Origin of the sequence: Gordonia bronchialis DSM 43247 (assembly GCF_000024785.1) — a bacterium.
Classification (GTDB): Bacteria; Actinomycetota; Actinomycetes; order Mycobacteriales; family Mycobacteriaceae; genus Gordonia; species Gordonia bronchialis.
On record NC_013441.1, the window covers coordinates 408,274 to 428,763 of the forward strand.

The 20,490-nt window shown below is 64.5% G+C and carries 20 protein-coding genes and 2 other annotated features; of the genes, 10 read left to right on the forward strand and 10 right to left on the reverse strand.

The annotated features are described in order from the left end of the window. Window positions 1–10: 10 nt before the first annotated feature. The 5 genes from GBRO_RS25035 to GBRO_RS26735 all read right to left on the reverse strand — a co-directional run bounded on the left by GBRO_RS25035 (window position 11) and on the right by GBRO_RS26735 (window position 4,231). Window positions 11–1,105 carry a DNA cytosine methyltransferase gene (locus GBRO_RS25035; protein WP_041919671.1) on the reverse strand — a complete coding sequence of 365 codons (1,095 nt, stop codon included), beginning with the start codon at window positions 1,103–1,105 and terminating at the stop codon, window positions 11–13. 23 nt (window positions 1,106–1,128) lie between these two features. Further along, the gene (locus GBRO_RS01770; protein WP_041919672.1) at window positions 1,129–1,449 is read right to left on the reverse strand and encodes a hypothetical protein; all 321 of its coding nucleotides are present in this window, start codon (window positions 1,447–1,449) and stop codon (window positions 1,129–1,131) included. Between the two features lie 211 nt (window positions 1,450–1,660). Next, window positions 1,661–2,455 carry a transposase gene (locus tag GBRO_RS01775; RefSeq protein ID WP_083775505.1) on the reverse strand — a complete coding sequence of 265 codons (795 nt, stop codon included), beginning with the start codon at window positions 2,453–2,455 and terminating at the stop codon, window positions 1,661–1,663. Further along, a protein-coding gene (locus tag GBRO_RS01780; protein WP_370452859.1) for an IS3 family transposase occupies window positions 2,418–3,700 on the reverse strand; the annotation gives its coding sequence in 2 pieces (ribosomal slippage) (window positions 2,418–3,418 and window positions 3,418–3,700; 1,284 coding nt in all). Before GBRO_RS01780 ends, GBRO_RS01775 begins: the two co-directional genes overlap by 38 nt. Further along, window positions 3,294–3,422: a sequence feature (AL1L pseudoknot), on the reverse strand. Its footprint overlaps the gene before it by 129 nt. 12 nt (window positions 3,701–3,712) lie before the next feature. Further along, window positions 3,713–4,231 carry a helix-turn-helix domain-containing protein gene (locus tag GBRO_RS26735; RefSeq protein ID WP_147290618.1) on the reverse strand — a complete coding sequence of 173 codons (519 nt, stop codon included), beginning with the start codon at window positions 4,229–4,231 and terminating at the stop codon, window positions 3,713–3,715. Between GBRO_RS26735 and GBRO_RS01800 the strand changes: the two genes are divergently transcribed. Further along, window positions 4,115–5,397, forward strand: a protein-coding gene (locus GBRO_RS01800) for an IS3 family transposase (RefSeq protein WP_370452859.1) whose coding sequence is annotated in 2 segments (ribosomal slippage) — window positions 4,115–4,397 and window positions 4,397–5,397 — 1,284 coding nt in all. Because the reading frame shifts where the segments join, the coding sequence is not laid out codon by codon here. The two genes, GBRO_RS26735 and GBRO_RS01800, sit on opposite strands and share 117 nt — an antisense overlap. Beyond that, window positions 4,393–4,521: a sequence feature (AL1L pseudoknot), on the forward strand. Its footprint overlaps the gene before it by 129 nt. Here the strand turns inward: GBRO_RS01800 and GBRO_RS27650 are convergent. Next, window positions 5,348–5,710, reverse strand: coding sequence for a transposase family protein (locus GBRO_RS27650; protein WP_012832291.1), 363 nt, complete (start codon window positions 5,708–5,710; stop codon window positions 5,348–5,350). The genes GBRO_RS01800 and GBRO_RS27650 overlap by 50 nt on opposite strands. Window positions 5,711–6,023: 313 nt before the next feature. Between GBRO_RS27650 and GBRO_RS01805 the strand changes: the two genes are divergently transcribed. Both GBRO_RS01805 and GBRO_RS01810 read left to right on the forward strand, forming a co-directional pair. Continuing rightward, entirely contained in the window at window positions 6,024–6,578 is a 555-nt protein-coding gene (locus tag GBRO_RS01805; RefSeq protein WP_227892837.1) for a DUF4352 domain-containing protein, read from the forward strand. Window positions 6,579–6,689: 111 nt separating this feature from the next. After that, the gene (locus tag GBRO_RS01810; protein WP_012832293.1) at window positions 6,690–7,178 is read left to right on the forward strand and encodes a hypothetical protein; all 489 of its coding nucleotides are present in this window, start codon (window positions 6,690–6,692) and stop codon (window positions 7,176–7,178) included. Window positions 7,179–7,334: 156 nt separating this feature from the next. On the opposite strand, the gene GBRO_RS01815 is transcribed toward GBRO_RS01810, so the two are convergent. Continuing rightward, the gene (locus GBRO_RS01815; protein WP_012832294.1) at window positions 7,335–8,555 is read right to left on the reverse strand and encodes an ISL3 family transposase; all 1,221 of its coding nucleotides are present in this window, start codon (window positions 8,553–8,555) and stop codon (window positions 7,335–7,337) included. Between the two features lie 177 nt (window positions 8,556–8,732). Between GBRO_RS01815 and GBRO_RS27655 the strand changes: the two genes are divergently transcribed. The 3 genes from GBRO_RS27655 to GBRO_RS01825 all read left to right on the forward strand — a co-directional run bounded on the left by GBRO_RS27655 (window position 8,733) and on the right by GBRO_RS01825 (window position 12,944). Next, the gene (locus tag GBRO_RS27655) at window positions 8,733–8,972 is read left to right on the forward strand and encodes a DUF6308 family protein (protein ID WP_370452860.1); all 240 of its coding nucleotides are present in this window, start codon (window positions 8,733–8,735) and stop codon (window positions 8,970–8,972) included. Next, the gene (locus GBRO_RS27335) at window positions 8,972–9,313 is read left to right on the forward strand and encodes a DUF6308 family protein (protein WP_269205533.1); all 342 of its coding nucleotides are present in this window, start codon (window positions 8,972–8,974) and stop codon (window positions 9,311–9,313) included. Before GBRO_RS27655 ends, GBRO_RS27335 begins: the two co-directional genes overlap by 1 nt. Window positions 9,314–9,563: 250 nt before the next feature. Continuing rightward, window positions 9,564–12,944, forward strand: coding sequence for a DEAD/DEAH box helicase (locus GBRO_RS01825; protein ID WP_041920139.1), 3,381 nt, complete (start codon window positions 9,564–9,566; stop codon window positions 12,942–12,944). Window positions 12,945–13,028: 84 nt separating this feature from the next. On the opposite strand, the gene GBRO_RS01830 is transcribed toward GBRO_RS01825, so the two are convergent. Then, window positions 13,029–13,814, reverse strand: a complete 786-nt coding sequence (locus GBRO_RS01830; RefSeq protein WP_012832297.1) for a phosphatase PAP2 family protein — start codon at window positions 13,812–13,814, stop codon at window positions 13,029–13,031. Window positions 13,815–13,901: 87 nt separating this feature from the next. On the opposite strand from GBRO_RS01830, the gene GBRO_RS01835 reads away from it, so the two are divergent. Beyond that, window positions 13,902–14,417: a nuclear transport factor 2 family protein gene (locus tag GBRO_RS01835; protein WP_012832298.1), complete on the forward strand. Its 516-nt coding sequence runs from the start codon at window positions 13,902–13,904 to the stop codon at window positions 14,415–14,417. A 17-nt stretch (window positions 14,418–14,434) separates the two neighbouring features. Further along, complete coding sequence (locus GBRO_RS01840; RefSeq protein WP_012832299.1) at window positions 14,435–15,949, forward strand: glycosyltransferase 87 family protein; 1,515 nt, start codon at window positions 14,435–14,437, stop codon at window positions 15,947–15,949. Between the two features lie 46 nt (window positions 15,950–15,995). Here the strand turns inward: GBRO_RS01840 and GBRO_RS01845 are convergent, their stop codons facing one another. Then, entirely contained in the window at window positions 15,996–16,514 is a 519-nt protein-coding gene (locus tag GBRO_RS01845; RefSeq protein WP_012832300.1) for a GNAT family N-acetyltransferase, read from the reverse strand. Between the two features lie 82 nt (window positions 16,515–16,596). Here GBRO_RS01845 and GBRO_RS01850 point away from each other — a divergent pair, with 82 nt between their 5' ends. Next, on the forward strand, window positions 16,597–17,385 hold the full coding sequence (locus GBRO_RS01850) for a cyclase family protein (RefSeq protein ID WP_012832301.1): 789 nt from the start codon (window positions 16,597–16,599) through the stop codon (window positions 17,383–17,385). Continuing rightward, window positions 17,382–19,046 (forward strand): thiamine pyrophosphate-binding protein, encoded by a 1,665-nt coding sequence (locus tag GBRO_RS01855; protein ID WP_012832302.1) that lies wholly within the window; start codon window positions 17,382–17,384, stop codon window positions 19,044–19,046. Before GBRO_RS01850 ends, GBRO_RS01855 begins: the two co-directional genes overlap by 4 nt. A 108-nt stretch (window positions 19,047–19,154) precedes the next feature. On the opposite strand, the gene GBRO_RS01860 is transcribed toward GBRO_RS01855, so the two are convergent. After that, window positions 19,155–20,425, reverse strand: a protein-coding gene (locus GBRO_RS01860; RefSeq protein ID WP_085950389.1) for an IS3 family transposase whose coding sequence is annotated in 2 segments (ribosomal slippage) — window positions 19,155–20,149 and window positions 20,149–20,425 — 1,272 coding nt in all. Because the reading frame shifts where the segments join, the coding sequence is not laid out codon by codon here. Window positions 20,426–20,490 lie beyond the last annotated feature (65 nt).

The window sequence follows — 20,490 nt, forward strand, 5'->3', positions numbered from 1 at the left end:
TTGTCGGTCACTATGCTTCTCGTGTGGGAATGCAGCCAAACGATCCTGCCCAAGGTCGCCTGACCGCCGCATCGAGATCCCTCCTTTTGAACTCGCGCCCGAGAGCCGCAGCCAATATATGAACTCCCATGCGCGGCGGAATTGCGTTGCCTACCTGTTGAGCCTGATTGCTGCCGCGCCATGGATAGTCGTACGGGAAGGTCTGGAGGACGCCGGCTTCCTGAATGGTAAGACGCCCGTAGTCTTTGCCGCGTATCCCCCTTATCCTGTTTCTGTTTGCTTTGCCGGTGATGGTGTAGGCAGGTAGGGAAGAGTGACGAACGCCACGATTGGTTGAGACTCCACCCGATCCGTAGTTGGAGACGAGTTCAAACTGTTGTGGGCGGTTGTTCTTTGGTATCAAAGACAGTGCCTCACTCATCGATACACACCGCGGGTATGCCGGAGCCTCACTGCCCTGGGGAAGTCCCCGGCGAAAGCGAGCGTGTGATGGTTCGAGTGCAGCCAGACCACCCATGCTCTTGTGACGCGCGATGAGCACGGCGCGTCGACGAGTTTGGGGAACGCCATACTCTTCTGTCCACAGAACCTTTGGAATCGCACGGTATCCAATCTCTTCAAGAGCCTCTGCCATCTGCTCCCAAACTGGGAGGACAGACGGAACCTGTTCGAAGACAAGCGATCCGTAAGGTACACCTGCAGAATAGGCGGCGAATGCCCACTTCAGGGGTTCGAGGACCAAACCAGTACGTTCGTCATCGAACTCGCTCAACGACTTGGAAATGTCCTCCCCTCTTGCCACTTTCTTAACGAGCAAGAGAAGGGTGTTCAACGCCGAGCGTCCCCTGCCTGTGCCGGCGACGGTGAACGTCTGGCAAGGCGGCCCCGCCGTCAGAATGGTTGCCCGGAAGTCCGCAGGTGTGCATCTCTGAACGCTTCTATGATGTGACTTCAAACCGGCGGCGTGCCGGGTGGCAATCGCATCTGCGTCGAGCTCGACGCCGACAACAGGTAAGCCCAGCCAGTGAGCGGCAACGTCTAGGCCCCCAGGGCCGGCGAACAAATCAATTACCGTGTCCTTCGATGTGCTTGGGGTTCCGGCCACAGATGTAGGGTACCGCACTCGCATCACGTACCCAATGCACAGAGGACGGCGGCGTAGGCAGAGCTGAGAAGCGGGGATGCCTGGTGTGCAGAGTTCGCTAGACCGGCGAGCATACGCTTCTGGGTTTCGAGGATCTCTGCAGCGGTAACAGACTCGTGGTTCGCCTTATTGAGAGCGGATCTCGTAATTCTCTCGATCTCAGCCTTGGCGTCTTTGGTGGCCATGTTCGGGTCGTGGCCGTCCACCTCGTGAAGCAGCGCTGCTTCGGGGACGCGACCAGCGATGAAGCGGACGTTGTCCCGGCACCATCGAAGATTTCGGGCGATCTCTTGTATCTCGCGCACGTTCGATCTATGGCTGTCCCCGTCGCGGGTGTGTATGTCGAAGCGAACGCTCTCCCCGAATATTGATTCGACTACCGCGCGCCACCGTTCGACCAGCTCTTCAGCCTCTGCGTCTGACTCCGCCTCCGTGGGAATCTGATCCAGCTCTGACCAGTCCGGAACACTGTCGCGACAGGGGTATACGGGCTCTTCGAAGTTAGCCGGGCACTGCTCAGCAGTGGAATTGCTGGTTGTTGGCCCGCTGGGCGCGGGTGCAGTGGAATCGTATCCGGCGGCGTGAGTTTTCGGTGTTACGAAAGCCGCAGGCCACGCGTTTGACCTGTTTGACCAGCCGGTTGTAGCCCTCGGTGCGGGCGTTGGTCAGGCCGGTGTGCACGAATGCCAGGATCGCCGGCCACCACGTCTCGATGGTGGCGGCCAGGCGGGTGAGTTCGGGGATGTTCGCCTCGGCGCACCAGGTGTAGAAGCGGTACAGACGCCGGCGGACCTCGCTGTCGTCGGCGTCTTCGCGGGCGCAGGCCAGCAGTGCGCGAAGTTCCTCTTTCGCGATGTAGGCGGTGAGGATCTCACTGGTGGGGTCGTTGTCGATAAGAGCGTTCCACATCTTCGCAAATGATCTGTCCGACAATCGTTCTCGCGCAGTGAGCAGGCGCCGTCGGTTGGCCCATTCCGGGTCTTGTTTCCGGCCACGGCGACCGTGGGCATCGAAGGTGACCCGCCGCCGCACCCCAGTGACGGCGTCGTTGGCGAGCTTGATCAGATGGAAATGATCGACAACCAGAGTCGCATTCGCAAGCAGCTCGGTGGTGACCGCGGCCGCATACGCTGCGGACGGGTCGATCACCACATGGGTGATCTCGGTGCGGAACTGCTTACTTTGGGTGATGAGCCAGTCAGTGACCGCCTTGCTGGTGCGGCCCTCGACTTGGCCCAGCAGCTGAATCGCCCCGGGTTTGCTGGAGGCTCGGTTAGTTGGTTCCGGCCTCTGCTGGGACCGGGTTCTCACGGTAGCTGGTGACCGTGTGGGCCGCCCAGTAGGCGGCCTCGTACTCGACCGGCGGGACGTGTCCGATCTCGCCGTGCAGACGGCGGTGGTTGAACCACTCGATGTACTCGGCGACCGCGATCTCGACGTCGCCGACACCGCCCCACCCGCTCTTCGGGCGCATGATCGGGTTGCGGATACATTCCGCCTTGAATAACGAGTTGAACGCCTCGGCCATCGCGTTGTCATACGAATCACCCTTGGAGCCAACCGAAGTCACCGCTTCAGCTTCGGCGAGACGCTCGGTGTAACGAATCGCTCGATACTGCACTCCGCGGTCCGAGTGGTGAATCAGTCCGGCCACATCCTGGCCGGCACGATCACGCGCCCACAATCCCATGTCTAAGGCGTCCAATGCGAGGTCGGTGTGCATCGTGGTCGAGACCTGCCAGCCGACGACCACGCGCGAGTACACGTCGAGGATGAACGCCGCGTACACCCACCCGGAGTGGGTGCGGATGTAGGTCAGGTCCGCCACCCACAAGGTGTTCGGCGCCTCGGCGGTGAACTGCCGGCCGACTCGGTCGGCCGGTTGCGGGGTTTCGGCGCCATCGCTGCGGGTGGTCCTGCGTGTCTTCAACCTCGGTATCCCTTGCAGTCCATCGGCTTTCATCAATCGTTCGACAGTGCAGCGCGCCACGTCGATATCCTTTCTGCGTAGTTCGGCGTGGACCTTGCGGGCACCGTAGACGCCGAGATTGTCGGCGTGCACGGTGCGGATCTCGCCGAGCATCTCCCGGTCACGCACCGTGCGTGGCGCCTCGGTCTTGTTCGCACTCAGGTGGGCTCGTACCGTGGACGGAGCGATCTGGGCGGCCGTGTCGCGTAGGGCCGCGCAGATCGGATCGACTCCGTGTTCGTCGCGAGAAGCGGCGACGAACTCCACGATCAACGCTGTGGGCGGTCGATCTCCGCGGCAAAAAAAGCCGACGCCTGCTTCAAGATCGTGTTCGCCCGCCGCAGCTCGCGGTTCTCCCGCTCGAGCTGCGCGATCCGCTCGGAATCGCTGCTCGTGGTACCCGGCCGCTGCCCGCCATCGATTTCGGCTTGCTTGACCCAGGTGCGTAGCGCCTCCGGGTGCACACCGAGTTGATCGCCGATCCGTTTGAACGCTCCCGGCCGTGTGGCCGGGTCCTTGCGGGCTTCCACCGCCATCCGCGTCGCTCGCTCCTTCAGCTCAATGCTGTACTTCCGAGGTGCTGCCATGCTCTCCATCCTTCACAGGTTCGAGAGCCTCCGACGAACCCGGGGCGGTTCAAGCCCCTGATCACCGCTCAGATCGACGAACCCGGTGTCCCACGGATCGACACGCACCCACCGCCGCCCGTCGACGTCACGAGTCCATCGGGGCTTGCCACGGCGGGTTTCATCAATGCCGAGGACACGCACCGGTTTCGGCGTGGAGAGGACCTTGCTGGCGTGCTCAATGAACGCGGCATGCGCGGTCGGCCACGACACGCCCACGCTGGCGGCGACTTCGCTGACCGAGCGGGCAGCCTCACCGACATCACGGCCGATCTGAGTGCGCAACCGGGTGGTGGTTCGTCGCCGCGGCGGGATCTGCGGTATGAACCGCCCCGGGTTCGTCGGAGGCTCTCGAACCTGTGAAGGATGGAGAGCATGGCAGCACCTCGGAAGTACAGCATTGAGCTGAAGGAGCGAGCGACGCGGATGGCGGTGGAAGCCCGCAAGGACCCGGCCACACGGCCGGGAGCGTTCAAACGGATCGGCGATCAACTCGGTGTGCACCCGGAGGCGCTACGCACCTGGGTCAAGCAAGCCGAAATCGATGGCGGGCAGCGGCCGGGGACCACGAGCAGCGATTCCGAGCGGATCGCGCAGCTCGAGCGGGAGAACCGCGAGCTGCGGCGGGCGAACACGATCTTGAAGCAGGCGTCGGCTTTTTTTGCCGCGGAGATCGACCGCCCACAGCGTTGATCGTGGAGTTCGTCGCCGCTTCTCGCGACGAACACGGAGTCGATCCGATCTGCGCGGCCCTACGCGACACGGCCGCCCAGATCGCTCCGTCCACGGTACGAGCCCACCTGAGTGCGAACAAGACCGAGGCGCCACGCACGGTGCGTGACCGGGAGATGCTCGGCGAGATCCGCACCGTGCACGCCGACAATCTCGGCGTCTACGGTGCCCGCAAGGTCCACGCCGAACTACGCAGAAAGGATATCGACGTGGCGCGCTGCACTGTCGAACGATTGATGAAAGCCGATGGACTGCAAGGGATACCGAGGTTGAAGACACGCAGGACCACCCGCAGCGATGGCGCCGAAACCCCGCAACCGGCCGACCGAGTCGGCCGGCAGTTCACCGCCGAGGCGCCGAACACCTTGTGGGTGGCGGACCTGACCTACATCCGCACCCACTCCGGGTGGGTGTACGCGGCGTTCATCCTCGACGTGTACTCGCGCGTGGTCGTCGGCTGGCAGGTCTCGACCACGATGCACACCGACCTCGCATTGGACGCCTTAGACATGGGATTGTGGGCGCGTGATCGTGCCGGCCAGGATGTGGCCGGACTGATTCACCACTCGGACCGCGGAGTGCAGTATCGAGCGATTCGTTACACCGAGCGTCTCGCCGAAGCTGAAGCGGTGACTTCGGTTGGCTCCAAGGGTGATTCGTATGACAACGCGATGGCCGAGGCGTTCAACTCGTTATTCAAGGCGGAATGTATCCGCAACCCGATCATGCGCCCGAAGAGCGGGTGGGGCGGTGTCGGCGACGTCGAGATCGCGGTCGCCGAGTACATCGAGTGGTTCAACCACCGCCGTCTGCACGGCGAGATCGGACACGTCCCGCCGGTCGAGTACGAGGCCGCCTACTGGGCGGCCCACACGGTCACCAGCTACCGTGAGAACCCGGTCCCAGCAGAGGCCGGAACCAACTAACCGAGCCTCCAGCAAACCCGGGGCGATTCAGTATCGACTCAGTGAACGAACGCCGCTCACACGCCGGATTCACGCAGTAGTATCGGGTTTTGGTCCACCGCAACATGATTGGGTCATCCCCGTATCGGATATCGCGGGGCCGTGTCACCGCGTGGCCCTTCACTGATGACGAAGCAACCTTGCATTGCGGGCAATGTGCCGCCCGCCGATCCGCGGTCACCACATCGACAACCCGACTGCGATCGGTGCCCCTGGTCACCGCGGTGACCTCCAGGCCTTCCAACCCCAACAACAACGACGTAGGCTCGGCCATGCCCCTGGTACTCCTTCAAGAATTCTGATGCTTCGCAACATCCAGATTTCCGGAGACCAGGGGCGTCTCACCTCAACGACACGCCGCGGCCCTGACCAGGCATTGCCCGCTCAACTTCGAAGAGCCGGTTTCACGATCTGATTTCGTTTGACAGATTCTTCCGGTTAGGGTCAAATCGGCCTTTCGCAATGGTGCGATCGGTACCTGTTCGAAGGATGAACGATCGATGGTTTATCCATCCCCACCGCCCGCTGGGTCACAGCCGTTTCAGCCGCAGCTGCCGCGCAGATCCGGGCCTCCATGGTGGGCATGGTTGCTGATCGCCGGTGCGTCCGTCATGGCCTTTCTTATGATGGCTGGTTGCCTTGCCGTCGTGGCCAGCTCGGACTCCTCGACGGAATCGGAGCAGTCGACGAGCCGCTCGGGTATAACCTCGAAGCCGCAACAGTCGTCGGTGGAGAAACGTCCAGCAACGACACCGGGCATGAATGTCGCTGTGCCGGATGGCAGTTCCGCGCGATTCGAAGTGCTGGAATTGCGCACAGGACTGGCCTCGGTTGGCTCCGTCCTGACTGAGACGGCGCAGGGTGTGTTTAACGTGGTCGTCGTTCGAGTGGCGAACACATCGGAACATCCGATCGAGTTCACCACGTCGCAGCAGTTCGTTCGTGACTCCGGCGGTCGCGTCTTCGACGTTGATTCGTCGGCGACCGCGTACGCGAACGACGAGGCGTCCTGGTTCAACAAGATCAACCCCGGCAACGCGATCGTTGTGGAGCTGGTTTTCGACATGCCCACCGGAGTGCAGCCGGCAACGATCTCCCTTCGGGCCTCCGGGGGACGTCCTGTAACGGTGGCACTTCGCTGACGATCTATCGCTGGAGCATCGCGAAATGCGTTCGCCGTCAACGTGTGTGTGCAGAAATGGTTCTCGGTCCGGGCAGATGCGCCCGCACCGCGGTGAGAGAAAGAGTGGCAGATGACTGATCCGAATAATCCAGGACAGCAGTATCCGCAGCAGCCGGGACAGTACCCGCCTCCTGGCCCGTACGTACCGCCGCAGAAGAAGCGCAAGAAGTGGCCCTGGGTGCTTCTGGCGCTGGTCGTCGTCTTCCTAGTGCTCGTCGGAGGCTGCGTCGCACTGATCGGAGGAGCAGCAGAGTCGATCGACGACGAGGCCAAGCGGACTGTTGATGTCACCTATGAGATCACGGGCGACGGCCCGACAGGATCCGCTACCTACACCACCGGCAACCTGGAGACCGCTCAGGACACCGACATCACCATTCCGTGGAAGAAAGAGGTCCAGATCACCGGGCTGGGCAAGTCGGTGAGTCTGTTCGCGAGCAATGGACTTAATAGCAGTGGTTCGATCACCTGCACCATTCGGCAGGGCGACAAGGTGATCTCCACCAACACCTCGTCGGGTCCGGGTGCGAGCGCGAGTTGTTCGGGCACTGCTGACTGAGTGACCGGCGACGTGCACCTAGGTAGCGGCGCTACCTGTGTGTACATGTGCTCAACAACAGGTGACCCCGGTGTTGATCTCGAATCTGCATCGGGGTTACTGCTGTTGACAAATGCCGTCCTTTTTATGGGATCTACTGACCTTCTTGTGGGTGGATTACGACCACGGCAACTCCGGGCACGCGCCGCCGCGGGTGAGTTCGGCCATCGCGATCAGTGCTTCGGGAGTGTGGAATCCGTAGGCCCGCTTGGTCAATGCGCGTAGGTGGGTGTTGGTGGCCTCACTGCGCGCGTTAGAAATGTTGTGGCGCAGGGCGTTGCGGATACGTGTGTTGTAAAGATCCAGAGTCCTTCCCAACGCGGCGATTTCAGGAATATCACTAGCGCGGGCCCACGCCTGCACCCCGGTCAGCAGCACCAACCGCCGACGACCCTTGCTGCGGATGGCCTCGCGGAGTTGCTCTTTGAGCATGTACGCCTCATACAGGTCACTGTTGTCGGCACGTAGTTGCTCGACGATCCCCCGCTGCTCGGGTGACTGATCGCCGTGACTCTTGCGCACCGCCCACATCGCACCCTTGCCGCCACCGTGGGTGGCCACGGTACGCCGGCGCACCTTGTCGACCATGGCCCCGGCCCACTGGATCAGATGAAACACATCCAAACACTGGATGGCGTGCGGAGCGCGGGTGGTGACCGCCGACCAGATCCACTCGGCGCCATCAGCAGAGACCTTCTCGATCATCGCCGCCCGCTCGGCACCCAACGCATCGAAGAACTCGCCCAGCACCGCACTGTCGCGGCCCTCTTTCGCCCACACGATCAGGCCGGTGTCATGGTTGATCACCACCGTCAGATAACGATGGCCCTTGCGATAGGCGATCTCATCGATACCCACGTTGACCAGACCGTCGAGCCGGTCGATGCCGGCGAAATGATCGTCGACGACCCGCTCCACGATCCCCGACACCGTGCGCCAGGCCACCCGCAGGAACTGCGTGACCGCCGAGACGGTGGCATGGGCTGCCAACCACGCCGCCATGTCGTCGAAGGCCCGGGTGAACCGCGCCCGCGGCCGCGCCCACGGCACCGCCTCGGTGACCACGCCATGGACCGTGCAGCGCACCCGACGCAGCGACGCCGCCAGCACGCACCGACGCCCGGCCACATCCAGATGCCGCCACCGCCGCCGCGCACTGACCTGGTCATAGCCCGGACACCGCCGCCCGCATTCGCCACACCGGGACCGATCACGCGCATAGGCACGGACACTGACCACAACCATCCCGTCGGGATCGACAGTTGTCTCCTCGAGCGTGACATCCTCGACGATCGCATCGATGGTCAACACCTTCTGCACTACACTGGACATGCGCAACGCCGGAACTCCTCAGGTTTAGTCTTCGCAAACCAAACCTTAAGCAGGACAACGGCGTTGCGCCCTACGCCACGCCGAAACAACCCACAACTACGTCACAAGTGCCTTTTTATGTGCAGGACAAGAGTGCTAAACATTGTTCGCAGCGGAGTACCGGCAATTTGATAAGGTGCGACAATGAGGTTTGCCGCTTGGACATTGCCGCCTATTCTTGATCCTGCGAATTCCGAGTCCGCCGTTCTGACACTGCAACGGTACTTTTCGATCTCGAAAGGGGGCGATCAGCCCCTATTCAGCGGGTCAAGATTCGAACGGCTTGCTGGTGGCGAACAGAAGGAAGTTGCGGCCGATAGGTTCACGGCCGTTGATCTCGTCGCCGTAACAACACGGCGCAGGTCCCTGCTGACCTCGAACTGATCGACGCCAGCGACAAACACCTTGATACCGGCAACAGACTCTGGAAAATGTTGCGCTCGAATCGTGGTGTGGGACCCACCAAGACCAGCAAACTCCTTGCTCGTAAACGCCCGCACCTGTTTCCGGTTCTCGATAGCATCGTCACCCGCGAACTCAGCCACGGCAACCGCACTGACTTCTACGTGACGCTCCGCGAGCATTTGCGCAACGACGATCGTGCCCTCTGGCGGCACCTCAGGGACGTACGGGAACACGCTGGGGTGGGATCGGACATCAGCGTGATCCGGTGTTTCGACATCCTGGTGTGGATGGCGGGAAGCGGCCGGCTCATCTCGTCATGACCTGACGAGGCTACGGTGACGGCACCAACGGCATCGGGCTGGGGTGTCAAGGCCGCGGTATCAATGTCGTAGGGGTCGCCTACGGTCGCCCCATGAGTCACCTCCAGTGCCACCCCGCGACGGCTCCCGCCCGGCAACTCGCGAGCCGCAAGTGACGAGCGTGAATGAAGTGATCGAGTCGGGAATCTTCTCCGCGGCGACACGCCTAGGGTCGTGGTCGGAGTGGATCACGCCACGTAATCTCGGGCCGGTGACCAGCGCTTCCCTCGACGTCAGCAACGCGCAACTGCACCGTCTGTTCACGGTGAACACGGTGAGTCGTGGACGTGGTTACGCCATGCAGGGAATGGTGGTCGAGCACAAGTGGACCGGCGACGGGTTGCTGCTGACCGGACTGTGCCGCGGCAGCGGCGGGCAACGGTACCGACAGAACATCACCTTCCGCGATCAGCCGACGCTGTTCAATCTCGTGCATGCCATGTGCACCTGCCCGGTCGGGTCGCGGTGCAAGCACTCGGTTGCATTGTTGATCACCGCGGCGCGGTCGATGAACACGACGATGACCGGCCCCGCCGCGCATCTCCAGCTTGTCCGCGACGTACCCGCACCGGCACCCACCTGGCGCACCGCGATCGCGTCGATCCTCGACTGTGACGAGCCGACCTCGGCGTCGGCGCGCGCGGTCCGGCCGTTGGCGTTGTCCTTCGGTGCGTCCGGTCACCGACCGGGTCAGCCGGTACAGGTGCTGACCCTGCGGCCGATGATCACCGGAAGCCGGGACAATTGGATCAAGACCGGGGCGTCGTGGCGCGACGTCGCCGTCGGCTACATGCCCGAGGCCCAGCCCGCGCAGGTGGCCGCGCTGAAGCAGCTGTACCGCCATGTGACAGGCGGTGGATATGCGGCGGCTCGCGACTACCTCACGCTCGTGGCGCCGCCGCTCGGCTGGTTGCAGATTCTCGCCGAGGCAGTCAACGCCGGTGTGACCCTTCTCGCCGACCCGTCGCTGCGTACCCGGCAGGTGCGACTCGGCACCGCCGAGCTGCGTTACTCGGTCAGTGAACATCCCGAGGGCGCCACGCTGGTCAGCACCACCCACATCGACGGCACACCCGTCGCCGCCACCAACTCGGGCACCTTCGGCCGGCCGGAGGTCCACGGCATGTGGAGCCTGACCGAGGACGCCCTCGCGCTGGGCTCCTTCCCAGCCCCGGTCCGTGAACACGAGGTGCAAACCGCCCGTGAGGGAACCGAAATCCTCATCCCGACAGCCGATCTCGATGAGTTCTCGGTCGATGTGCTGCCACGCCTGCAGGTTCGACGCCCGGTGCAGGTCGCCGACGGGGTACTCGCACCGCCGGTCATCACCGGACCAGAGGCGGTGCTCACCGTCACCGACACCAATGGCGGCGCCCGCTACTACTGGAGCGTCGGCTACCGCGTCAACGACACCCATGTGGTGTTCGATCCGACCGCCGACGCCGGGTCCACCTCCTACCGCGACGCCCGCGCCGAAACCGCGCTCTGGGACGAGATCCGCGACGACATGGGTACCCTGACCCTGTTCTGTGGGACGTGGCAACAGCAGGCCACCGCCCACCTCCTGACCGCCCTTGCCCTCAGCATGGACGATGATCTCATCCTCGAGCAGGAGCGAATCTCCCCCGCGCCCAATGCTGCCGACGCTGCACACGCCGCGTCGAACCGCGTCCTGTGTGCGCCGGTGCGGCTCACACCGACCGAACTCGCCGTCATCTGCGGGGAGGCACTGCCCGAACTGCGGCTGCATCCACGCATCCGCGTCGACTACCAGTGCGGCACACAGTATCGCGCGGCGTCGGCGAGCCCGACGGTCGCATTCACCGCCGACGAGACCGCCGGCAACGACTGGTTCTCCCTCGATGTCACCGTCACCGTCGGCGCGGTGGCCATCCCGATCACCGAGCTGATCACCGAATTATCCTGCGGCGCAACACACATGCTGCTCACCAACGGGGAGTACTTCTCGCTCGACAGCCCCGAACTCGCCGCGCTGGCCGAACTGCTCGTCGAGGCGCGATCGCTCGGTGAGATCGAGTCGGGTCGCGTCAACGCCCGCAGCCTCAACGCCACCTTCTGGGAAGAACTTCTCGCCCTCGGCACCGTCGATGAGCAACTGGCGCGATGGCGTAAGCGGATGGCGAAGCTTTCCGCAGCCAAGCCACCGCGGACGGTCGCACCGTCGCGACGACTCAAGGCCGAGCTCCGCGACTATCAGCAGAACGGCCTCAACTGGCTGACGTTCCTGTGGAAGAACAGGCTCGGGGGCATCCTCGCCGACGACATGGGCCTGGGCAAGACCGTGCAGACATTGGCGCTGATCGCACGCGCCGTCGATGCCAAACGGACCAGCCGGTTCCTGGTGATCGCGCCCACCAGCGTGGTCCCCAACTGGGTCGCCGAATGCCAGAAATTCGTTCCGGGACTGCGGGTCTCGTCGATCACCGCCACCGAGGCCCGCACCGGACTGACGGTGGCCGAGCACGTCGGCGATGCGCACGTCGTCGTCACCTCTTACACCCTGCTGCGGTTGCTGTTCGACGACATCGACGCCTACACGTGGGACGGCGTCATCTTCGACGAGGCGCAGTTCATCAAGAACCACAACGGCAAAACCCATCAGTGTGCGCGGCGCATCGACTCCGAGTTCAAACTCGCCATCACCGGCACGCCGATGGAGAACAACCTGATGGAGTTGTGGTCGTTGCTGTCGGTGACCGCACCCGGCCTGTTCTCCTCGCCGACGGCCTTCACCGATTACTATCGCAAACCCATCGAATCCAATCAGGCACCCGAGCGGCTCGAGACGCTGCGTCGTCGGATCAAGCCGGTCATGTTGCGGCGCACAAAATCTCAGGTCGCTGTCGATCTGCCGCCGAAACAGGAGCAGTCGATGGTGCTCGACCTCGCCGGTAAACACCGCAAGATCTACGACACCCGGCTGGCCCGCGAACGGCAGAAGGTGCTCGGTCTGCTCGGTGACTGGGAGAAGAACCGCTTCCAGGTGTTCCGGTCGCTGAGCATGCTACGTCAACTGAGTCTGCATGCCGCACTGGTGGATTCGTCGCACGACTCGGTGAACTCCGCCAAGGTGGACTACCTCATCGAGCAACTGCCGGGCCTGGTCGACGAGGGCCACAGCTCACTGGTGTTCAGCCAGTTCACTGGGTTCCTCGACATCCTGCGCGCCCACCTCGACGCCGAGGGCATCGTCTACAGCTATCTCGACGGCTCGATGAGCGCCAAACAGCGCGCCGCCGCCGTGCAACGCTTCCGATCCGGTGCGGCACAGGTGTTCTTGATCAGCCTCAAGGCCGGCGGCTTCGGGCTCAACCTCACCGAGGCCGACTACTGCTTCGTCTGCGACCCGTGGTGGAACCCGGCCGCCGAGGCACAGGCCGTCGACCGCGCCCACCGCATCGGGCAGCAACGCCCGGTGAACGTCTACCGCCTGGTGTCCGCGGACACCATCGAAGAGCGGGTGGTGCGACTGCAGGAACGCAAGCGTGCGCTGTTCGACGCCGTTGTCGATGACGGGGAGCTCTTCGGCTCGGCGATCAGCGCCGCGGATATTCGGGAGATGCTGGCGTAGCCCGCCGACAATGACTGAAAACGGGCCCCTGAGGTCTCGCCTCGGGAATATTCCAGAGGTGGCGCGTCACGGGCCCGTTTTCAGTCATCTTCCGGTGGCAGTGATGGCCACGGCCACGACTCCGGCCACCAGCACAGTCGTTGCAACCGCGATTCCCGCCGGGTAGTAGACCGCGACCAGCACCGGCGCGGCCAGCGCGACGGTGACGCCGGCCAGCAGCCATTCGACGTGGGAGGCACGCGGGCCGGTGTGCGGATCGGGCAGCAGGCAGCCGACGCCGACCACCAGCACCGTCGAGATGATCACGTCGCTTGGCCGGTGCCAACCGGCGGCGATGAGACCGAACTCGATCACCGCGGCCCAGGTACCCAGCAGCGCGGCCACCCACGGACGGAACCGGCGCGGCGTCGCCAGCATCACCACGACGGCACACGCGGTGACCGCAGCCGCATGCCCGCTCGGCGCCGAGTTGGTCTCGGTGATCCAGTCGTGCAGCTGCGGCCGGGCCAGGACGTGGTCGCGCAGGAACTGCACCACGACCACCGTCACCGGCGGAAAGGCGACCGGCGCGGCCAGCGACCCCCAGCGTCGCGTCGGCGCCACCAGCCCGACCACCACAATGCCCACGACCAGCCACAACAACGGATTGCTGACCGCCTGCGGCACCAGCACCCGCGGGATGCCGGTCACCGGCGTGAGACGTCGGCACAGGTCGAGGATCGTCTGATCGACGAGCTGACCCGGCGACGTCCACACCGCCAGCCCGTAGACACCCGCCGCGACCAGCACCGCGCCGACGACACCCGCGATCCGCGGCAGCGTCGGCAGGGCGGAACGCGCGCGGGTGGGTCGGCTGGTGGTCAGGGTCACCGGTTGAGTTTACGAATCAAGCCTGGGAGGCGGCTGCGGAGAATCTGAGAACTATCCTGAATCGCACCCACGAAACGGAGGCCGACGATGCCCTCAGCCGACGATCTGGCACGCCGCCTAAGCCACCTCGAACAGATCGAGGACATCAAACGTCTCAAGCACCGATACTGGCGGGCCTGTGATGCCAAGGACCCCAAGACTTTCCGCGAGTGCTTCATCGCGTCGGGCGCGCGCATCGACTACGGGCGGCTCGGCGCCTTCGATGACGTCGAACCGATGGCGCGCATCTTCGAGAAGGTCGCGACCGCTCGGATCGGTGGCCGGTTCGTCGTCTACGACATGCATCACGGCATGCACCCGGACATCACCATCACCGGCGCGGGCACCGCTCGCGGCACGTGGAGTCTGCGGTTCCGGCAGGTCAACACCGTCGAGCGCACCGAAACCGTGGTGACCGGCGACTACGACGACGAGTACGTGATCGAGGATGGCCGCTGGAAGATGTCGGTGTGCCGGTTCACCGAGCGGTGGGCGATCCGGCGGCCGTTGGGTGACGCCGAGATCGTCGGCGGGACCTTCGACGTCGGGGACATCGGCACTTAGCGTACCCTTACCTACTCATGGTGAGTGTTGCCGTCGACGAACGGCCACAGGAACGCGCGATCAACCGCTCGGGTGTGCTGGTGGTCGGACTGGTCGCGGTCGTGGCGGCGGTCTTGCGGCTCGGTCCGCTGTTGTTGCGGGGCACGTCGGGCCGGTCGTTCGCGTTCGACGAGTCCGTGTACTTCCTCGGTGCGCAACACCTGTGGTCTGGCTCGCTGCCGTATCGCGACTTCGTCTTCGTCCATCCGCCGGGGCTGCTCGTCGGGCTGGGGCCGGCGACCTGGTTGGCGGCTTGGACCGGCGACGCGACCGCACTGCTGGTGGCGCAGGTCGTCGTCGCCTTGATCGGCGCGGCATGTGCGGGACTCGTGGCGACGCTGCTGCTGAGGTACGGCGCGATGGCCGCGGTCTTCGGCGGTGGGCTGTATGCGGTGTGGTCGGCGACGGTGCTGGCCGAGACCGCCGTCCTGATGGAGTCGGTGCTGAATCTGCTGGTGTTGATCGCGCTGGTGCTGCTGCGCCGACGACGCTGTGCCGCGGCCGGCGTGGCGCTCGGGTTGGCGTTGACGGTGAAGCTGTGGGCGATCGTGCCGTTGGTGGTGCTCGCGGTCTGGGTGGCGGTCCGATATGGGCGGCGTCGGGTGGCGCGATTCGCGCTCGGCGCGGTGGGTGCGGCGTCGGTGGTGACGCTGCCGTTCTTCGTGGCCGCGCCCGGCCGGATGTGGACCGACGTCATCGCCTTCCAGGCCGGCCGTCCACGGTCGGACACGGGCATGTCGCGACGCGCGTTCTTCTTCACCGGCAACGTGATCGGCTACGACCTGCTCTCGGCCGCGGTGTGGTTCACGGTCGGGGTGATCCTGCTTCTTCTCGCCGCACTTCCGTTGGTGCATGCGCTGATTCGACGCCGCTCGCCTGCGCGATGGGACGACCCGGCGTGGTGGTCGGCGCTCACGTTGACGCTGGTACTCGCCTTGCTGTGGTCGCCGACCTTCTACGACCACTACGCGGCCTTCGCCGCGCCACCCGTGTGTCTACTCGCCGGGTACGGGGTTCACGTCGTCGCGGCCAGGATGTCCGGGCGCATCGGTGGTGGTGTTCTCGGCGCCGCGGGTGTGGTGGTGCTGGCGGTCCTGGCGTTGGGCACGTTGTCGGTCAGTGGGGTGCGACCGGAACAACCCACGGGTCTCGCCGACGCGGTGGCCGGCCGCGACTGCGTCTGGTCCTATGACCCGGCACTCCTGATCGCCGCTGATGTGTCCGGCGATCAGATCGCCCGGGACTGCCCGATGTTCGTGGATCGCTACGCGACCGCCATCGCCGAAGTCGACGTCACCGACGCCGATCTCGACGCCAGTCTGCCGTCGGCGACCGATTATCAGCGGCAGATCCTCGACCAAGGGCGGGGTAGCGACGCGGTTCTCATCACCGGCGCGCAACTCTTCGAGCTGGCGCCGGAGACGATTGCCGTTCTACGGGAGGAGTTCTCGTTCGACCGGATGGTTGGCGGGTATCAGTTGTGGGTGCGTTGAGCCGTACCGTGCCGGATTCAGCGGATGGCATCCTCCTGCATGGGCTTCACGATCGCCCGTCCGGATCGACCCGATCGTCCAGGGTCAGTTGCAGAAACGCGAGATCGAGCCAGCGGCCGAACTTGGTACCCACTTGCCGCAGCTCACCGGCCGGAACAAAGCCGAGCTTCTCATGCAGCCGGATGGAGCCGCTGTTCTCGGCGTCGACCGCGGCGATCATCACGTGCTTGTCGAGTTGGCGTGCCCGCTCGATGAGTTCGACCATCAACGACCAGCCGACCTGTCGTCCACGCTGGTCGAACCGCACATAGACCGAGTGTTCGACGGTGTGCCGGTAGCCGTCGAAGGGACGGTAGTCGCCGAAGGTCGCGTAACCCACGATGTCGCCGTCGTCGTCGGCCACCAACACCGGATAGCCGGCCGCCCGACGGTCGACCATCCAGGCGCGACGGTTCTCCACGTCGACGACGCGCTCGTTCCAGATGGCCGTCGTGTTTTCGACGGCGTCGTTGTAGATCGCGGTGATGGCGTCGAGGTCTGCTTGCAAGGCGTCCCGGATGTCCATGCGTCACCTTCTCACACCGGGTGGACGGCGGGCGGGGCATGATGACGGTTGAGCCGATGACGCCGAAGAGAAGGACCACCGCATGAGCACCACCGACCTCACCGGATTCGTCGACGCGATCGTCGCGGGCCACCTTCGGGTCGTCGACCTGACCACGCCGCTGTCCGCGTCGACCCCGTCACTCGTGCTGCCGCCGCCGTTCGCCAATCTCATCGACTTCAGCCTCGAGGAGGTCAGCGCCTACAACGAACCGGGACCGTTCTGGCGGCACAACAACATTCACACCGGTGAGCACATCGGTACCCACCTCGACGCGCCCGTGCACTGGATCACCGGACGCGACGGCGACGATGTCTCGCAGATCCCCGTGCAACGCCTCATCGGACATGCCGCGGTACTCGACCTCACCGCACGCGTGGCCGACGACCCCGATTACCTGCTCAGCGTCGACGATGTGCAGGAGTGGGAGAGTGAGCACCGGCGGCTCGGGGCCGGCGACTGGCTGCTGCTGCGCACCGGGTGGGAATCCCGCGGCGGTTCGCAGAAGGACTTCCTCAACGCCGACGACACCGGCCCGCACACCCCCGGCGTCACCGCCGACTGCGCGCAATGGCTTGCCACCCAACGCGATATCACCGGACTCGGGGTGGAGACGGTCGGCGTTGACGCGGGTCTGGCCGGGGGTTTCGACCCGGCTTTCCCGGTCCACCACTTCTTCCTCGGTAACAACAAGTACGGCATCACCTCGCTACGCAATCTCGGTGAGTTGCCGCCGCTGGGCGCGGTACTCATCGTCACGCCGCTCCCGATCGTCGGCGGAACGGGAAGTCCGTCGCGGGTGCTTGCGGTGGTGGAGAACGCGGCCCGATGACGGCCGGGACCACCGTCGGCGACGTCGTCGGTCAGGTGCTCGCCGGACTCGGGGTCGGGCACGCCTTCGGCGTGGTGGGCAGCGGCAACTTCGTGATGACCAATGCGCTGCGACGAGGTGGTGTCCCGTACATCGCCGCCCGGCACGAGGGTGGCGCGGCGATGATGGCCGACGGCTATTCACGGATGTCGGGACGTGTCGGAGTGCTCACGCTGCATCAGGGTTGCGGCCTGACCAACGCGATGACCGGCATCACCGAGGCCGCCAAGAGTCGCACCCCGATGATCGTGCTTGCCGCCGACAGTCCCGCTGCCGCACTGCGTTCCAACTTTCGCATCGATCAGGAGGCGATGGTGGCCGCGGTCGGCGCGGTCAGTGGCCGCGTGTATTCGGCATCGACGGTGGTCGCCGACGTCACGCGCGCGTACCGCACGGCCGTCACCCAGCGGCGAACCGTGATCCTCAACGTGGCCATCGATGTGGCCGCGGCGCCCGCCGACGCGCCCGGACCGGTGCGCGTGGACCTGACCCCGACCGCGGTCCGGCCGAACCGCGATGCGGTGATGGATCTGGTTGCGCTGCTGCGTAAATCGTCTCGTCCGGTATTCGTGGTGGGGCGCGGCGGGCGCGGAGCGGGACCGCAGATCGCGTCGCTCGCGCAACGCAGCGGAGCTCTGCTGGCGACATCGGCGGTGGCCAACGGTCTGTTTGTCGGCGAGGAGTACGCGCTGGGCATCTCCGGCGGATTCTCCTCTCCCACAACGGCTGAGCTGATATCCGACGCCGACCTCATCGTCGGCTGGGGGTGTGCGCTCAACATGTGGACCATGCGGCACGGCCGGCTCATCGGGGAATCGACCACCGTGGTGCAGGTCGACGACGACGTGGATGCCATCGGCGCGCACCGCGCCGTCGACCTGGGGGTGGTCGGTGACTGCGGACTGACCGCCGCCGACGCACTGATCCTGCTCGCCGAATCCGGTGACCCCGATCCCACCGGCTACCGCACCCCCAAGGTTGCCGAGCGCATTACCGAAAGCGCACGGTGGCAAGATGTTCCGGTCGACGATGTGTCCGACGACCGACGAATCGACCCGCGCAGGTTGACCATCGCGCTGGACACGGTGCTGCCGGCCGAGCGGGTCGTGTCGATCGACTCGGGCAACTTCATGGGTTACCCGGCCACCCATCTGTCGGTGCCCGATGAGCACGGATTCTGCTTCACGCAGGCGTTCCAGTCCATCGGTCTCGGCGTGGGAACCGCGATCGGCGCGGGCATCGCCCAGCCGGGCCGGCTTCCGGTACTCGGCACCGGCGACGGCGGCTTCCTGATGGGCATCTCCGAACTCGACACCGCGGTCCGGATCGGTCTGCCGCTGGTGGTGATCGTCTACAACGACGCCGCCTACGGAGCCGAGGTGCACCACTTCGGCGACGCCGACATGTCCACGGTGACCTTCCCCGACACCGACATCGCGGCCATTGCACGAGGTTTCGGGGCAGTCGGCATCACCGTGCGGAGTCTGGACGATCTTAGTGCAGTCCGTGGCTGGGTTTCCGGGTACGTCGCGACCCGCGCCGCACGACCCCTCGTGATCGACGCCAAGATCGCCGACGACGGCGGTGCCTGGTGGCTGGCGGAGGCGTTCGCCGGGCATTGAGCGGCCCACCATCTGTTGATTGAGCCGTCCCGAGCCCCAACTGCTGGTTGAGCCGTCCCGAGCCCCAACTGCTGGTTGAGCTGATCCACCCCGGCTTTTCCGGAGAGCTCAGGTTGTGAGTGCCCCCTCCGGATTGAGGGTGCGCATGTGATCGTAATGGAGTCGCTCAGCGTGGTCGGGGGTGAGGTCGTCGCAGTAACTGTGTGGGCGTTCACGGTTGTAGAACGCCACCCATTCGGCCGTGCCCAGTGACAGTTCGGTCGCGCCGTGAAATCGCGGCTGGTTGTCGACGAGTTCGTTCTTGTAGTCAGAGTTCACCGACTCCGCGAGCGCGTTGTCGTAGCTATCCCCAACGCTGCCAATAGAAGCCGCGATGCCTTCCTCGGCCAACCGCTGCCCGAACACAATCGCTGTGTACTGCGATCCCGCGTCTGAATGGTGTATGAGTCTCGTTAAATCAACTACACCGCAACGCTTTCGGTTGTCTATCGCGTTGTTGATGGCATCGGTAACCAGGTTCACTGTCATTTCCGAGGCCACTTTCCAGCCGACAATCTTGCGGGCGAACACATCGATGACGAACGCCGTGTACGCCCACCCCGACTTGGTGCGGCAGTAGGTAAAATCGGCTACCCACAACCGATTTGGTGCCGCAGCATAGAACTGTCTGTCGACCAGATCCGCCGGCCGCGACGCTGCCGCATCAGGGATGGTCGTACGCACTCGCTTCTTCTTACTCGCGCCATGCCATCCCATCTCCCGCATCACTCGTTCAACAGTGCATCGAGCAACATCAATACCACTGCTGCGCAATACTATCCATGTCTTGCGTGAACCCAGAACCCGCATCAGCGGTCGCTTCCGGCGCAAAGCGAAGATCGCATCGATGACCTGCGCATCGGCGAACATGCGGGCGCTCGGCCCGCGGTTGATGTGATCATAGTAAGTGGACGGGGCGATGTGGATACCATGCTCGCAGAGCACGGCGCACATCGAATCGACGCCCCAGACAAGGCCATCCGCACCCACCTGGTGTCCCTGGTGAGTGCGGATGAACTCCACAATTAGCGGTGTGGCCGGTCGATCTCGGCCGCGAAGAAAGCCGACGCCGCCTTCAGGATCCCGTTCGCTCGTTTGAGCTCGGCCACCTCGCGCTTGAGTCGTCGAATCTCCTCGCTATCGGCCTTGGCTGGCGCGCTGGCGGCGCCCGACGGCGCCTTGCGCACCCACTGGCGAACCGTCTCCGCCGAGCCGACTCCGAGCAAATCCGCAGTCTTGCCCATCGCCGCCCACTCGGTGGACCCCTGAGCCACCAACTGCTCGACCATGTCCACCGCGTCGCGCTTCAACTCATCCGAGTATCGCTTCGATCCTGCCACTGCCATAGGTTTCATTCTCCCTTGAGACGAACCCTCCGGAAACACCGGGACGGATCAAGCCGTCC

Bases quoted from the DNA above. Each gene is read 5' to 3' on its own strand.
- GBRO_RS01835 (WP_012832298.1), top strand. From the start codon at position 13,902: ATGCCCTCAGCCGACGATCTGGCACGCCGCCTAAGCCACCTCGAACAG.
- GBRO_RS01850 (WP_012832301.1), top strand. From the start codon at position 16,597: ATGAGCACCACCGACCTCACCGGATTCGTCGACGCGATCGTCGCGGGC.
- GBRO_RS01840 (WP_012832299.1), top strand. From the start codon at position 14,435: ATGGTGAGTGTTGCCGTCGACGAACGGCCACAGGAACGCGCGATCAAC.
- GBRO_RS27650 (WP_012832291.1), bottom strand. From the start codon at position 5,710: ATGGCCGAGCCTACGTCGTTGTTGTTGGGGTTGGAAGGCCTGGAGGTC.
- GBRO_RS01810 (WP_012832293.1), top strand. From the start codon at position 6,690: ATGACTGATCCGAATAATCCAGGACAGCAGTATCCGCAGCAGCCGGGA.
- GBRO_RS27655 (WP_370452860.1), top strand. From the start codon at position 8,733: ATGAGGTTTGCCGCTTGGACATTGCCGCCTATTCTTGATCCTGCGAAT.
- GBRO_RS01845 (WP_012832300.1), bottom strand. From the start codon at position 16,514: ATGGACATCCGGGACGCCTTGCAAGCAGACCTCGACGCCATCACCGCG.
- GBRO_RS01855 (WP_012832302.1), top strand. From the start codon at position 17,382: ATGACGGCCGGGACCACCGTCGGCGACGTCGTCGGTCAGGTGCTCGCC.